This window comes from Thiohalocapsa sp. (genome assembly GCF_022340605.1).
Taxonomy (GTDB): Bacteria; Pseudomonadota; Gammaproteobacteria; order Chromatiales; family Chromatiaceae; genus Thiohalocapsa.
In genome coordinates this window covers 1-14,258 of sequence record NZ_JAJDNQ010000051.1, presented here as the reverse complement: position 1 = coordinate 14,258, position 14,258 = coordinate 1, and the positions used below count along the sequence as shown (strand labels likewise).

The window sequence follows — 14,258 nt, the reverse complement described above, 5'->3', positions numbered from 1 at the left end:
CCCGGCTCAGCCTCGCGCCGCCTGCGCGCCGATCCAGCCGGCCAGGAAGTCGGCCGCAACGCGGTTGCCGCGGTCGTTGACGTGGCCCTGGTCGCAGAAGCACCAGCCCTCGTAGTCGAGCTGGTTCAGATCGGTGTAGGGCACGCCGAGCTCCGCGCAGTTGGCGGCCACGGCGGCCATGAAGTCGGGCAGCAGGTGCTCCGCGTAGGGCTCGAAGACGTGCCGCCACATGGTGTTGTAGTGCTGGTGCACGGCCAGCAGGCCGCGCTCCTCGGGGGTCGGGTCCGGCTTCGCCAGCGTCGCCATCGGCTGCATCGCGTACAGGATGCGGGCCGCCGGCGGCTTGGCGCGGACCAAGAGCGCCAGATCGCGACGGTGCTGGGCGACGGCCTGCTCGAAGCGCCGGCTTACCTCGGCCTGGCTCCAGCCCTCCCGGCGCCAGCGTGCGAAGCCCTCGGCGTGCTTGGCCATCGCCTGCCGCAGCGCGGCGGCGGCCTGCCGCTCGCCATGCGACCCTTGGTGGTCGAGCAGCTCCAGCACGTGGCGGAAGTCCAGCTCGCGCACGAAGGCCCAGAATTCCCGGCCGACGAAGCCGCCGTAGAGGTCGTTGTGGGGCTCGTACTCGAGCGCGCGCAGCAGGTTCGACAGCCCGCCGCCGATCAGGATCAGCTCGGCGTCGGCCAGGAACGGCGCCGCGCTGACCAGCTCTTGGAAGCTGTTGGCACCGGCCGTGGCGAGGTTCAGGTAGGCGTACTCGGTGCGCGCGCTGAGCAGCGACGGGATGGTGGCGGCATCGCTGGAGGCGCCCCAGCCGAACATGAACGAGTTGCCGAGCGCCAGCGCGCGGCGCGGGCGCGCCGGCCAGCTGTCGCTGTCGATGACGCCGGCGGCGTCGTGGCTGACGCGGAAGCCGTGGCGGTCCGTGCAGATCAGTGCCGAGCGGTGCCCGGGCGGCATGGACGTGTTCAGGTAGGGCGTGTGGACGAAGGTCAGCCGCGCGTAGGCGTCGATATGCGGCGCCGCGGCGATGGCCGCGTCGCTCAGCGCCTGCAGGGACGCCGGCTCGGACGCCCCGTCGCGGACGCCGCCCTGCCCCGGCAGCAGGTAACGCTCCAGCGCGGCGAGTGTCGGATGCTGGTAGGCGATGGTGACCGGCAGCGGATGGCCCACGACGCGCTCCAGCGCGGCGGCCAGCTCGGTGGCTTTAAGCGACGTGAGGTGGAGGTCGCGCAAGTCGGTGTCCGGCGCCGGGGTCGTGCCCAGCACGCGCGCGAGCGCGGCGGCGATGGCCGCGGCCCGGTCTGTCAGCGCGCCGTCGGCCGGCTCGCCCAACGCCTGCGCGGTCGCTGCCTGTTCAGGCGACAACGGTGCCGGCAGGTCGGCCGCGGCCGGCACCGCGCCGCCGGCGCCCAGCTCGCCGGCCTCCGCGCGCCGGCGCAGCTCGCGCTTGAGGATCTTGCCGGAGCGCGCCTTCGGCAGCGCGGCGACGCGGTACAGCAGCCGCGGCGTCTGCCACTCGGGCAGGTGCGCAAGGCAGTGTGCGGTGAGGGCCTCGGGCTGCCAGGGACGCTCGGGCTTGAGCACGATGGCGGCGCGCACGTCCTCGCCGAGCAGCGCATGGGCGGTGCCGAACACCGCCGCCTCGGCCACGTCCGCGTGCGCCAGCAGCACCTGCTCCACGTCCGACGGCAGCACCTTGCGGCCGCCGGTGTTGATGACGTCGCGCTTGCGGTCGGTGAGGAACAGGTAGCCGTCCTCGTCCACATAGCCGAGATCGCCGCTGCGGTACCAGCCGTCGCACAGCACCTCGGCGGTGGCCTCGTCCCGGCCCCAGTAGCCCAGCATGCGGCTGCCGGCGCGAACCCAGACCTCTCCGGTCTCTAGCGGGGGCAGGCGGGTGCCGTCCTCGGCACGGATGCTCAGCTCGATGCCGGTGAGCGGCGTGCCCACCGAGCCCGGCCGGTACTTTAGCGCGTGGTTGAAGCAGATCAGGGAGGTCTCGGTGGTGCCGTAGCCCTCGTTGATGACGAGGCCGAAGCGCTTCGCCCAGGCCGTGGCCGTCGCCGCCGGCAGGCCGATGGCGGCGGACAGGCACAGCCGCAGCGAGGCCATCTGCGCGGGCGTGGCGATGTCGAGCAGCATGCGGAACACCGGCGGCACGGCCGGGAGCACCGTGATGCGGTGGGCCGCGATGGCCGCCACTGCATCGGCGGGGTCGAAGGTCCGCTGCACCACCAGCGTCGCACAGGCCGCGAAGGCGGTGTTGACGGCCGCGGTGATGGAAAAGGAATGCGCCAGCGGCAGGCAGGCGAGGACGCGGTCGTCCGGCACCAGCCGCAGCGCATTGACGGTGGCGGCGCTGTTGAAGCGCAGCGCGGCGTGGGACAGGGTGACGCCCTTTTGCGCGCCGGTGGTGCCGGAGGTGTAGAGGATCGCGGCGGGGGTTTCCGGTGCCAGGCCGGTCACCGCGCAGGGGACCGTCTCGACGGGTGTCGTCTCAGCGGGCGCGGGCCGCTCCCAGTCGGCCGTGACCGCGCAGACATGCTCCACCTGGGGCAGCGCGCCGCGGTCGAGGGTCGCGGCGAGCGCCTCGGTGGTCAGCACGGCACGCGCACCACAGTCGGCGAGCTGGGCGGCGAGCAGCGCCGGCGGCAACGACGGCGCGAGCAACACGGCCACGGCGCCTAGCCGCTGTGCCGCGTACCAGGCCAGGATCAGCTGCGGATGATTCGGGAACAGCACGCCGACGCGCTCGCCGTGGCCGATGCCGAGCCCGACGAGCCGCGCCGCGAAGGCGTCGATGGCCTCATCCAGTGCCCGGTAGCTGTAGGCGGTGTCCTCGAAGACGAGCGCGGCCTTGTCCGGGAACAGGCGCCGCCCGCGCGTCACGGTGTCGGCGGCGTTCATCGCGGACAGCGCTGGCTGGTCCGGCCGAACGGCGGTGGCGGTCGCAAAGGGGGTGCTGCGCATGGCTCAGGCCTCGATCAGCCGGCGGAGCGCGGCCACGTCCACGCGCAGGTCGTCGCCGTCGGGCGCGCAGCAGAGCACGCGGTGGTCGCAGCCCGTGCCGAGACCCACCGTGTAGTTCATGTGGCTGACCTTCTGGCCGAACAGCTCGACGACCATCGGCCGCCGGGTCGAGAACAGGATGTTGGTCATGCCGGCGCCATGCGCGGCCACCACGGCCTCCACGTCTCTGAACAGGCGGATCTGCTCGGGCCAGGGCATGTCGGAGAGCCGCACCCGCTCGAAGCCGAGCGGGGCGAGGCCGGCGAGCAGCTCATGCTCGTTTTGCACCTGCCGGAAGCGCGAGTCGGCGCGGGTGATAAAGATCCGCCGCGGACCGGGGGACGGCGCCGCCGGCAGGCCCGCCAGCACCCGCTCGCGCACGCGCTCCAGCGCCCAGGCCGAGACGCGCCCGCGCTCGCGCCGGCGGGAGCAAATCACCAGCCGCTCCACCTCCACCGGCCCGCCCTGCCATTGGATGCAGGCGTCCGGGTCCACGCCCATGAGCCGCAGCGAGTCGCGCATCCAGCGCGGCGGGTCGCGGTCGATGATCAGCGCCGGCCGCTCGCCGGCGGCCTCGGTGAAGGCGTCCCAGGCCTCCAGTCGGGTCAGCCCCTCCAGCAGCCAGTGGGCGTAGAGTGGGCTCCACAGGTCCACCAGCGAGCAGGCGAGCGGAAGCCGTGCGGTGGCGGGCGCCTGCTCGAGCCCCGCCGGCATGCGCGAGAGGCTGCGGCCGAGCACGTCGATGCGGTTGGCGGCCGTCTCCAAGATCGGCTGACCGGCCGCGGTGAAGCCGACCGCCTGCGGGCCGGCGAGCCGCGCGTCGCGGACCTCCGCCGCGAACGGCGTTTCGAACCGGAACGGGCCGAGCTTGGCGGCGAGGCGCCGGTCCAGCGGGCCGAGCGTCTTCGGCGCCGGCAGGTCCGCGTGCTCCGGGCCGGCCAGCCGGACGCAGCGTGCGGCCTCCGCGAGCAGTCCCTCGCGAGACAAAGCGCGCCGGGCCAGCCGGGGCTCGGGGCCGGGTGCAGGTCCGGAGCCGGGTTTGCGCCGTGCATCGAGCAGACGCGCGAGTGCGGCATGGATGCGTGCCGGGTCCGGCGTCTCGCCGACGCCCTGCCCGGCCATGCCGGGTCCGATGCAGTCGTAGCTGCCGCGGAACCCGTGCTCGTCGAGCCATGCGCGCAGCCGATCATCCAGGCCGAGCTGGCCTTCCAAGGCCTCCACCAGCAGCACGACCGGGGCGCTGCCGAGCCGCTTCAACGTGTCTTCGTCCGGCACGTCGAGGGTCGGCTTGGCGATGAGTCCGATGCTGGTGCCGGCCGCGAGCAGCGCGTCGACGACATCGAGACACGCATGGACCGCATCGCCGTAGCTGATCAAATAGCCGTCGCAGCCTTCGCGCACGAGATCGTCGACGCCGATCCGAAAGCGGTAGCCGGTGGCGAACATCAGCTCGTCGTTGACGTCGGTGAGGTCCGGCACCGGCGCGCGGCAGCCGTAGACGACGCCGCAACGCGCGTGGGCGGCGTCGACACAGGCGCGCATCTGCCAGCCATCCGCCGGGAACAGCCGGACCTCGCCGGCGAATGCAGCGGCTCCCCGCCCGCCGCCGCCGTCCAGGGTCCGCAGCCGCAGTGCCGCGGCGCTGTCATGATCGACCGCCGCCAGCGTCTCGCGGAAGACAGACACCGTATCGCGCAGGACGGCGGTGCTGCGCAACGGGCTCGGTGACTCGTAAGGCGCCGGCGCCGCCCCGCTCCTGTGCTCGGCGGCGCTCATCGGGCCGGGTCCTCGTCGCCCGCGAGGACGCGCGTGGCGATGCTCTGGGCGCGGCCGATGGCCTGGTCCATGTCGTAGTAGCGGTACTCACCGAGCCGGCCGCAGAAGAGCACGCCGGTGACGGCGGCGGCGCGCTCGCGATAGCGGCGGTACAGGGCCTGATTCGCGGCGTTCGGGAACGGGTATTCGTACTCGCGCGGGTCGTCCGGCGTGAAAGGGGTCTCCATGGTCAACACCGTGCCGGTCAGGCGCGCGGCCAAGTCGGCCGGCATCAGGTGCTTCCACTCGATGGTGCGGATGTGCGCGCCCTGCTCGTGCAGCGGGTTGTTGACCTGGACGCAGGGCTGTTGCAGCCGCACGTCCGGCAGGTAGTCGTGCACGCGCCGCTGGGCGCGGTAGGCGAGGCGGCCATCGCAGTAGCCGAAGTATTCATCGATGGGGCCGGTGAAGAAGGTCAGCCGGCGCGGCCGCGGCCAGCTGGAGGCGGCGGTGAAGTGGGTGTTCAGCAGCACCGGGATGCCTTCCAGCATCGCCTGCACCATTGCCGTGTAGCCCTGCCTTGGCACGCCCTGGTGCAAGGCCTTCGGGGTCAGGCGGTCGTCGTCGTCCTCGCGCACGTCGAAGCGCCGGCACAGGTCCGCGCTCAGCGTCTTTGCCGGCACGCCCCACTGCTTCTCGTTGTAGGGCTTGACGAACTTGTCGTAGACCGGCGCCGGCATCAGCGCCAGCGCGGCCTCCTCGAAATTGGCCGGCGTGTGCCCGCGCGGCGGCGGCGCATAGGGGCCGATGTGCCGCTCGATATAGCTGCGGCCGAGGGGCCAGCTCACGTACTCGCCGTCCACATCGCTCTTGATCCGCGCCTCGAACGGATGAAACTCCGCGAAGCGGTTGACGAAGGACCAGATACGCGGCGATGAGGTGCGGAAGTAGTGCGGCCCATGCTCGTGCACGCGGATGCCGCACGCGTGCACGCTGTCGTGGACATTGCCCGCGATCCGGGCGCGGCGCTCCAGGACCAGCACGTTGCGGCCGGCATCGTGCAGCAGGCGGGCGATGGTCGCCCCGGTCAGTCCGGCCCCGACGACGAGATACTCTGGCTGGCTCAGCATCGGTGTGCGCGTGTCTCGTTGCAGGGGCGAAGCCTTGACCGCCGTCGGGCAGCGCCTCGACGTCGTGCGGGAACAGCGGCCCGGCGGGCGGCGGCCGGATGCGTGCGGTCACGACCCGGTCGCTGGGAGCGGCGGGCAACGGCGAGAACCTTAGCGCCGGTGCCGCCGCGCCTCGACCGGAAACGCTTGTGCACCGCAAACAATCCCTTGGCTTTCCCATCTGACGGTGACGTCCCGTTTGATGCTCGCGTTGTTGGTAACGTGCCGGCGCAGGTGAAGGCGCCGGGTGCAACTTGCGGGTGCTGTCGGCCGGCGCACATACTCCCTGCCGCCGTTTTATCGTCTTGCCCTTCCGCAACGCCGCCGAGGTCCGTCTTGCCGTCCCCGAGCCCCCACTATGGCCGCCGCAACGGCGTCCGTCCTGCCGTCCGCGCCGGGTGGGCTGGTGCACGGCGGTGCCGGTCGATTCGCGTCGGCGTCCTGCTCGGCTGGCTGCTCGGCGGAGCCGCGGTCGTCGTGTCGGCGGCGGATGCGGACCCGCCGCTGCTGTCGGCGGAGGGTGCCGGGGTGCCGCCGGCGGAGCTCGGCGCGCGCCTGGGGCGGCTCGCCAAGCAGGCGTTTTCGGACCTGGAGCGGCGCTGGGACGGCTATCTGGTCTCGCAGCTGGATCAGGCCGACTTCGACCGCCTGCTGGCGGAGCGCGTCGGCCCCCTGCGGGTGTCCGGCGTCGATGCCGCGACGCGCGACGAGGTCGAGGGTTTCGCCGCGGCGCTAACCCTGGTGGGCCGCAACCGGCTCGGCGACGGGCGCCTGTCGCTGGACGAGCTGTGGCTCGTGCAGTTTCTGCCGGATATCGCGCCGGTCATGGCCGGCTCGGCCCTCGTCGTGATTGGCCGCGGCAGGGCCGGTCGGCGCGTGCTGGTGGGGCGCAACCTGGACTGGGGCAACGATGCCCGGCTGCGGGACCTTCAGGCCATCACCCGTTGGCGGCGCCATGACCGGACGCTGGTGAGCCCCGGCTTTGCGGGCTTTCTCGGCGTATTGAGCGGCTTCAACGACCGGGGCCTCTATGCCGCGCTGCTGTCGGCGCCGAGCCCCGCCGGCAGCCGCACCGAGGTCAGCAGCTCGCGCGCCATCGCCTTCGCGCTGCGGCGCGCGCTCGCGCGCTGCGCAACCGCGGACTGTGCCGCCCGCCTGCTGCGTGCAGAGCGCTACACCGGCAGCCACGGCGTACTGCTGGCGGACGCCGGGGACGCCGTGGTGCTGGAGTTGCCCGCGGGGCGGCCGGGGCTGCTGCGCCGTGCCGACAGTGCGACGCGGCCGGAGATGCCGTGGGCGCGGAACGCCGGGCAACGGCCGGCGGCGATCGCGGCGGTGAACTGCCTGGTGTCTGCGGGCAATGCTGTCGGTTGCGGTACGCTGGCGGACCGCTATCGCTGGCAGCGTTTCCGCCAGCTCGCCCAAGGCGGCGGGCTATCGCCGGCGCCGGGCGCCACGACGCCGGGCGACGACGAGCCGCGCCTCTCGGACTTGCGCCAGATCCTGCTCGATCGTGCGCAGGGGGCCTACGCCATCTTCAACGACGCGACCGCGCAGTCGATGCTCTTTGATCCGGCCAGCGGCGACCTGCTGCTCTACGCCGCCGCGGACAGCGCACGGACCGCCGAGCCGGTGATGCGGCGCTATGCGGGCCTGGCGCGGCCGAGCGCCGCCAAAACCGCGGTGACAGACAGGCTCGACTGGCTCCTGCTCTCGCTTTCACTGGCGCTCGCCGTCGCGGCGGTGGTCTGGGGCTGGCGCCGGCGCGGGGTTGGCGGCTGACGGCGCCACGCAGGGAGGAGTCGGCATGCGCCAGGTGCAGATCCACATCGCCGGCGGCGCCGCGGCACTCGCGCGGCTCGCCGCCGCTGACGAGCTGCTCGATTCCGAGGAGCAGGCGCGGGCGGCCCGCTTTCGCTTTGATGCGGATCGCTGCGTTGTCGCAGCGGCGCTGCCGGCCCCGGAGGGCGCCCGCTTCGAGGTCTTTGTCCATGACGGTGGCTCGCGGTGGCCGAGCGCCGCACCGGTCGCCGTACCGGCCGCCACCCCGGCCTTGGCGCTGGCGGCGCGCACCGATGGCGTCGAGCTCGCGCCGTTTCAGGTTCTCGGCGACGCCACGGCGCCGCACTGAGCGGGGCGGCCGCGTGACAAGCGGCCGCGACAGGGTTTCTTCACATCCTCTCAGGCGGCCGCAGCGGCGGACTCTGCGTCGGGGGCGGCTTGCTCTTCCTTGTGCAGCAGCCGGTTGATGCCCCAGTAGGCGCCGGCGCCGAGTGCGGCGCCGGCGACCAGGGACAGTCCGACCGGATGCGCCAGCACCAACGCCTTCGCGGCGGTGCCGACGGCGGCGAGCGAGCCGGACGAAGCCGGGGAGAGGGCTTGAGTAGCCATAGTGTGTGTCCTCGTACCGTTGAACGAGCAGCCTTGAAAGGGCCGGCCTTGCGATGGCACATCGCTCAGCGCGGGCACACCCGCTTCTGCCGGCGGCTCGCGGGGCAGGCGCGTGCCCGCGTAGCGTGCACAGTCCTGGGCTCGCGGCGCAAGCGTTGCGCGGCGCCTGTGGCGCCGGTCTTGCGATGCGCAACAAATTGTTTGGGTAACGCGAGCCCGTGCCCGCGGCTCGGCGGATCATGGGCTCCTTGCGTCCCCTTGTCCGAAGGAGCCTTCGATGTCCGCCATTGGACCGACTTCCGCCCCGTCGTTGCGCGTCATTGCCATCGGGGCCGTCACCGGCGCAGTCGCCAGCACCGGTGCGTTGGCGCTTTTCGCGCTGCTGAGCGGCAAGGCACTCGCGGCGGCCGCCATCGCCAAGCCGGCTGCCGGCTTGCCCGCGGCCGCCGGCGTGAGCCGGACCTCGGTCGTCAAGGGATTGCTGGATCTCGTCCTGCCGGGCTCGGTCGGTGCCGCGAGCGGTGGTGCCCTAGGTGCCGGCCTGGCGCGCCGGCAGGTGCGCCAAGCCCTCGCTCCGCTGCGCAAGGAGGTCGGCGACCTCGCCCGGCAAGTGCTGCGCGCCGTCGATGAGCCCGGCACCGGCGGCCCGGCGCCCGAAGGCGGCGCACCGCGCCCCGATTCGCCCCCCGATTCGCCCTCTGGTTCGCCCCCCAATCCGCCGCCCGGCAGCGGGCCGGATGCCGCCGCGGCCAGGGAGCTTGAGCGCATTCACGGGATCGGACCACGCTATGCCGCCCTCTTGGCTGCCGGCGGGGTGCGCGGCCTGGCGGACCTGGCCCGCGCGGACCCGGCGCAGCTCAAGCAGCTGCTGGGTGTCTCCGCGGCGGCGCCGATGGCCGCGCCGGCGCGCTGGATCACGGAGGCGCGCAAGCTCGCTGCAACCACCGAGTTCCCCGGGGCTGCCCCGACAAGCGCTTGACCGATCCCGATCGGTAAGCCAGCGGCCTCTCAGCCGGCCGGGCAGCGCCGGTTGTGTCGCTGCCGGGTCGTGGCGCGGGCTCGCAAAGCCTGCCGCGGGGCTTCGGGCTGCGGCGCGCGAGCGGATGTCCCTCAGTGCTCGCCCTTGTCGCCCTTGTCGCCCGGGTCGCTCGGGTCCCGTTGGCCCTCCTGAAGCGCGGCGGGCATGGCGCCCTGCGTCCGGGCGGCGGGGCGCGACGGCGGTGCAGCGCCGGTGTTCTGGTCGAGAAAGATCGGCAGCGCCACGTTGCCGCCGGCACCAATGATCACCGTCTTGCGATTCTCCGACTCGGCCAGATCCCGCGTGGCGCGGATGCCCTGGTAGTCCAGCAACGCGTCGCTCAGGGTCTCGTTCACGATGCGTTGGTAGTCGCTGATGCCGCCGGCCTCGACGCGCTTGCGCTCGGCCTCCCGGTCGGCCGTCTGCTTGCGGTAGGCGTAGGACTGCATGAGCTGCTGCTGAGTCAGTTTGTCCTCGATGGCGGTGCGGATGGACTCGGGCAGCTCGATGCGGCGGATGATGATGTCCTCCACCGCGACGAAGTTGCGGCCGATCTCGTCCATGGCCGCGAGCATGGCCCGGGTCAGCAGGCCGCCCGCGTTGGTGTAGATGGCCTCGGCGGTGGCGGTGCCGAGCTCCTTGCGCAGCACGGATTCGGTCTGCGGCACCACGACGCGGGTCAGGTACTCGGGGCCGACGCGCTCGTGCAGCATGCCGAGCAGGTCGTACTCGGGCTCGTAGCGGATGGCGAGATCCAGCTTAAGAGTCAGGCCCTCGCTGGAGAGCACCTCGAGCGTGTGCAGCGCCACCTGCTTGCGCACCTCGTACAGCGTCATTCGGTCCAGCGGGCTGATGATATGCAGCCCCTCGCCGTAGACCGTGTCCACCTCGGTGCCGGTGAAGCGGTTCCAGAGCACGCCCGCTTCGCCCGCCGGCACGCGGATGAAGATCCGGTCGGCGAACAGGATCACCAGCAGCAACAGGATCTGCAGCGTTACGGACAGAAACGGCAGCCGCGGCCTGAGCCAGCGGCGCAGGCGCCGGCGCCAAGCCGGTGGGCCGGGCTCGGTCGCCGGGGGCTCGGCGTCCCGGGGCTCAGTGTCCTGGTGCATCGGTGCGGGCGCGTTGACACGGGGCGCCGTGGGTGGGCGCCGACGGGGCTGAAGGCATGGCGTGCACGAGCCTGGAAGAACTGCGCCGAGCGGCGACTAACCACGGGTGGCGGGTGCGAAATGGAAATCGGGATCGCAATCGATTTTCGGTCCCGCGGCGTCTGCGGCCGGTGGCGGCAGAGATTTGGCGCAAGCCTACTGGCATTGCCCAGTGTGAAGGCGTGTCCCGCCGTTGTGCACGGCAAAGCGGACGTTGCGATTGCGAAAGCGGCGCCGCGACGCGGCCGGCGAAGGTGCTCACAGCTGCGACCGCAGCCAACGCTGCAATGTCGGCGCCTCGCCGGCGCCCGCGAGGCGGCGCACCGCCGCGACGAAGTCTTCACAGTCTGGGTCGCCGGATGCGAGGTCCGTGCACCAGTCCTCCAGCTCGGCCCAGGCGGCACTCTCCACCAGCTCTAGGCCGACCTCGATCTCCAGTCGCGCCGGTGCGTGTATCGCTGCCAGCGACGCCGTGGTGCCGAGTCCAGCCATGTTGGGTGCGGTGTCGGTTGCGGGGTCGGGGGCGGCTGCCCCGCGCTGCCATTGCAGCCCCAGGCAGCGCCCGATGGATGCCAGCAGCTCATCGGTGGCGGTTGGCTTCGGCAGGAAGTCCTCGAAGCCGAGCGCCTGCGCCTCCGCCGGGTCTTCCAGCAGCGTTGCCGAGAACGCGATCATCGGCGGTGCCGGCTCACCGAGGCGCTCGCGCAGCGCGTGCGCCGCGGCGTAACCGCAGTAATCCGGCATCACCATGTCCATCAGCACCAGGTCCGGCCGTGCCTGCAGCGCCGCCTTCACGGCGGCATCGGCGCCGTCGGCGCAGTCCACCTGGAACCCGACGCGGGTGAGCTGGTGCTGCAACAGCAACAGCAGGGACGCCTCGTCGTCCACCACCAGCACGCGGCGGCTTGGGCCGTCGTAGCCGGTGATGGCAGTGTCCGCGTTGCCGGCCATGGCGCCGGCAGCCGGCTCGGCGATGGCCACCGGGAGGTCGACCGTGATGCGGCAACCTTGGCCCGTATCGCTGTCGATGTCCAAGTGGCCGCCCAGGATCTCCGCCAGCTCGCGGCTGATGGCGAGCCCCAGCCCGGTGCCGGACTCGCCGGGGCGCAACTGCTCGAAGGGCTGAAACAGGCGTGTCTGCTCCGCGGCGGGGATACCAGGGCCGGTGTCGTGGATCTCAAAGCGCAGGTGCAGGTGCTGCGGCAGGCCCGTGTCGAGCGCCGTGTGCACATCCAGGCCGCTGCCGTTGATGGCGGGCCTGCGCATGGCACGCGCGGGCTGCTGCGGCAGCGGCAGCGCCGTGGCCCGCAGTGACACCCGTCCGCGCTCGGTGTGCCTGACGGCGTTGCCGAGCAGGTTGGTCAGCACCTGACGCAGCCGGCGCTCATCGGTGAGCACGCGTTGGGGCAGCGTCGGTTCCACGCGGGCCTCGTACGCCAGACCCTTCGCGCGCGCCGCCAGCATCGTGTTGTCGCTCACGTCGTCCAGCAGCCGGTGGATGTCGGTGGGCACGGCCGCCGGCGCGAGACGGCCGGCATCGATGGCGGCGAGGTCAAGCAGGTCGTCGATCAATTGCAGCAGGTGGCGACCGTTGCGCTCGATCAGCGCACAGTGGTGTTGGACCTCCGGGGGCAGCTCCCGGCTCTTGCGCGCGAGCTCCGCGAAGCCGAGCATGGCGTGCAGCGGCGTGCGCAGTTCGTGGCTCATGTGCGCGAGGAACAGCCCCTTGGCGCGGTTGGCGCGCTCGGCCTCGGCGCTGGCGATGCGCAGTTCCGTTTCGCGCCGGGCCAGGGCCTCCAGCGTCTCGCGGCTGGCACGTACGATGGCGCCCACCTCGTCGTCGCGGGCCGGCGGGAACCGGGGTCGGCCACCGCCGCGCGCCTGCTGCATGGCGCGGCGCAACTGCACGATGGGCTGCAACAGCGCCCGGTTGAGGTAGAGGTAGGTGGTGACCGTGATGACCAGCAGCAGCCCGGGGATCAGCGCCAGCAGCGCCACGCGGGAGCGCAATTGCGTGCGCATAGTGGCGCCGTCCTGCTCGATGCCGCGGAACACCTGCTTGAACAGGTCTTCCAGGTCGGTGAGCAGCAGGTCGGCCTCTGGATAGACCGCCGTCTTTGCCAGGGCCAAACGGCCGGCCCCCGGCGCACCCGCCAGGGTCGCGAACAGCTGCCCGAATCGTGCAGCTATGGGGTCGATTCGCGCCGTCGGCACGGCGTGGCTGGTGGACAGGCGCCGCAGTGCCGCCTGGATTCGGGTGCGCGTGGCATCGAGCTGCGCCGACGAGCGGTTGGCATTGGGCGCGTCGGCACCGGCGCCGGCGCCGGTATCGGGCGATCTCACCAGCTCGATGAGTCGTTCGGTGTCCCGCAGCAGCAGCATGGCGTCCGCCAGCGCGGGAAGCTGCTCGTCGGACAGCGCGCCGATGCCGTCGCCGACGCTGCGAAAGCCGAGCCCTACCAGGAGCAGTGCGTCCAGGGTCAGGATGAAGGCGGCGAGCAGCGCGACGGCAACCTTGGCGATGATGCCGAAGGCGCCGCCACGCTCGACGCCCGCGGCGTGGGCGCTGGCGGAAATGGCGTTGGCGGGGCGCGCCGACACGCCGGCGGCGGTCCCGGGCGCGCTCGGGTTCTGTGCGCCTACCTCTCTGCCGCAGCCCGTCAATGCGGTGGTGTCGCCTGCAGCCGCTTGCGCAGCGCAGTGGGCGTCAGGCCGTAGCGGCCCTTGATGGCGCGGGTCAGATCGCTGGTGCCGCGGTAGCCGACCTCCAGTGCGATGGTCTTGACGGGCAACTGCGTCTCCGCAAGCAGCTCGCGCGCACGACGCAGACGCGACTCACGCACGAAACCGTAGGCGGTGGTCCCGAACAGGGTGCGAAAGCCCTTCGACAGGCGCGGCTGGTTGGTGCCGACGAGGCGTGCCAGCTCGGTCAGTGTCGGCGGATTGTCGAGCCGCTCGCGCAGGATCTGGCGCGCGCGCAGCAACAACGTCACCTCCGGTCGCAGCGCCCGATCGCCGCGCGCCGCGGGTACGACCTCGTCGAGCGGGCCGAAGCGTTGCTCGTAGGTGCGCAGACGCATCGACAGCGCCTGCCGCAGACGCATCTGGTGCAGTTGCGCCGTGACGCGCGCGCGCAGTTCCGCCTCGGCGACCGGCTTGACCAGGTAATCGGCTGCGCCCAGCTCGAAGCCGCGCACCTTATGCTCCACGTCCTGACGACCGGTCACCATCAGCACCGGAATCGTTCGCGTGGCGCGCGATTGCTTGAGGCGTCGGAGGACCTCGAAGCCATCCAGCTCGGGTAGTGACACGTCCAGCAGGATCAGGTCCGGGTGGTGGGCGTGCGCCGCGGCCAGCGCGTCGGCGCCGCGTTGCGCCGTGCTGACGACGAAGTCGTAATCCCGGAGGTAAGCGATGAGGAGCGCGAGCCCGTCCAGCTCATCGTCCACCAACAGGAGGTGTGCCGGCGCGTCGATGTCCGCGTCGGCCGCCGCGTCCCCGAGATAGGCCGGCTCCGACTCCGCGCCGGCGCCGTCGGCGAGGACTGCGGAGACAGGCACCCCGGCGGCGTGCGGCGCTGCGGCAGGGGCAATGGCGTCAGTCATGGTACGTAGGTCTCACGTGTTGCTTGGCGTCCGCGTTCAGCTTCGATCCCCGCCGGCCGGCGGACAGCGACGAGGACGTCGCCGCGTGGCACGCCTCCCGGTGCTACGGCTTAAAGAGCGTCACCGCGGGCAGAGTCCGACCACGTCGAGGCTGTCGCTG

General features: G+C 72.1%; 10 protein-coding genes. 3 read left to right on the top strand and 7 right to left on the bottom strand.

Going from position 1 to position 14,258, the window contains the following annotated elements; all coding sequences use genetic code 11:
- Nucleotides 1-6 precede the first annotated feature (6 nt).
- From LJE69_RS06850 to LJE69_RS06840, 3 genes are read right to left on the bottom strand one after another with little or no spacing between them, the layout of a single operon-like run.
- Nucleotides 7-2,970, bottom strand: coding sequence for an AMP-binding protein (locus LJE69_RS06850; protein WP_296923100.1), 2,964 nt, complete (start codon nt 2,968-2,970; stop codon nt 7-9).
- Nucleotides 2,971-2,973: 3 nt separating this feature from the next.
- Complete coding sequence (locus LJE69_RS06845; protein WP_296923097.1) at nt 2,974-4,785, bottom strand: glycosyltransferase 61 family protein; 1,812 nt, start codon at nt 4,783-4,785, stop codon at nt 2,974-2,976.
- On the bottom strand, nt 4,782-5,894 hold the full coding sequence (locus LJE69_RS06840; RefSeq protein WP_296923094.1) for an FAD-dependent oxidoreductase: 1,113 nt from the start codon (nt 5,892-5,894) through the stop codon (nt 4,782-4,784). The genes LJE69_RS06845 and LJE69_RS06840 overlap by 4 nt, the downstream gene beginning before the upstream one ends.
- A gap of 516 nt (nt 5,895-6,410) precedes the next feature.
- On the opposite strand from LJE69_RS06840, the gene LJE69_RS06835 reads away from it, so the two are divergent.
- Together LJE69_RS06835 and LJE69_RS06830 are read left to right on the top strand one after the other, a co-directional pair.
- Entirely contained in the window at nt 6,411-7,715 is a 1,305-nt protein-coding gene (locus LJE69_RS06835) for a C45 family autoproteolytic acyltransferase/hydolase (RefSeq protein ID WP_296923091.1), read from the top strand.
- Nucleotides 7,716-7,740: 25 nt separating this feature from the next.
- Nucleotides 7,741-8,064, top strand: coding sequence for a hypothetical protein (locus LJE69_RS06830; protein ID WP_296923089.1), 324 nt, complete (start codon nt 7,741-7,743; stop codon nt 8,062-8,064).
- Nucleotides 8,065-8,114: 50 nt separating this feature from the next.
- On the opposite strand, the gene LJE69_RS06825 is transcribed toward LJE69_RS06830, so the two are convergent.
- Nucleotides 8,115-8,324, bottom strand: coding sequence for a hypothetical protein (locus LJE69_RS06825; protein ID WP_296923086.1), 210 nt, complete (start codon nt 8,322-8,324; stop codon nt 8,115-8,117).
- 277 nt (nt 8,325-8,601) lie between these two features.
- On the opposite strand from LJE69_RS06825, the gene LJE69_RS06820 reads away from it, so the two are divergent.
- The gene (locus LJE69_RS06820) at nt 8,602-9,303 is read left to right on the top strand and encodes a helix-hairpin-helix domain-containing protein (protein ID WP_296923083.1); all 702 of its coding nucleotides are present in this window, start codon (nt 8,602-8,604) and stop codon (nt 9,301-9,303) included.
- Between the two features lie 131 nt (nt 9,304-9,434).
- Here the strand turns inward: LJE69_RS06820 and LJE69_RS06815 are convergent, their stop codons facing one another.
- The 3 genes from LJE69_RS06815 to LJE69_RS06805 all read right to left on the bottom strand — a co-directional run bounded on the left by LJE69_RS06815 (nt 9,435) and on the right by LJE69_RS06805 (nt 14,098).
- Nucleotides 9,435-10,454 carry a prohibitin family protein gene (locus LJE69_RS06815; RefSeq protein ID WP_296923080.1) on the bottom strand — a complete coding sequence of 340 codons (1,020 nt, stop codon included), beginning with the start codon at nt 10,452-10,454 and terminating at the stop codon, nt 9,435-9,437.
- A 297-nt stretch (nt 10,455-10,751) separates the two neighbouring features.
- Nucleotides 10,752-13,094, bottom strand: coding sequence for an ATP-binding protein (locus LJE69_RS06810; RefSeq protein ID WP_296923075.1), 2,343 nt, complete (start codon nt 13,092-13,094; stop codon nt 10,752-10,754).
- A gap of 59 nt (nt 13,095-13,153) precedes the next feature.
- Nucleotides 13,154-14,098 carry a DNA-binding response regulator gene (locus LJE69_RS06805; protein ID WP_296923072.1) on the bottom strand — a complete coding sequence of 315 codons (945 nt, stop codon included), beginning with the start codon at nt 14,096-14,098 and terminating at the stop codon, nt 13,154-13,156.
- Nucleotides 14,099-14,258: the final 160 nt, after the last annotated feature.

Coding starts and splice junctions, on each gene's coding strand:
- LJE69_RS06845 (WP_296923097.1), bottom strand. CDS start 4,785: ATGAGCGCCGCCGAGCACAGGAGCGGGGCGGCGCCGGCGCCTTACGAG.
- LJE69_RS06820 (WP_296923083.1), top strand. CDS start 8,602: ATGTCCGCCATTGGACCGACTTCCGCCCCGTCGTTGCGCGTCATTGCC.
- LJE69_RS06830 (WP_296923089.1), top strand. CDS start 7,741: ATGCGCCAGGTGCAGATCCACATCGCCGGCGGCGCCGCGGCACTCGCG.
- LJE69_RS06840 (WP_296923094.1), bottom strand. CDS start 5,894: ATGCTGAGCCAGCCAGAGTATCTCGTCGTCGGGGCCGGACTGACCGGG.
- LJE69_RS06815 (WP_296923080.1), bottom strand. CDS start 10,454: ATGCACCAGGACACTGAGCCCCGGGACGCCGAGCCCCCGGCGACCGAG.
- LJE69_RS06825 (WP_296923086.1), bottom strand. CDS start 8,324: ATGGCTACTCAAGCCCTCTCCCCGGCTTCGTCCGGCTCGCTCGCCGCC.
- LJE69_RS06850 (WP_296923100.1), bottom strand. CDS start 2,970: ATGCGCAGCACCCCCTTTGCGACCGCCACCGCCGTTCGGCCGGACCAG.
- LJE69_RS06805 (WP_296923072.1), bottom strand. CDS start 14,098: ATGACTGACGCCATTGCCCCTGCCGCAGCGCCGCACGCCGCCGGGGTG.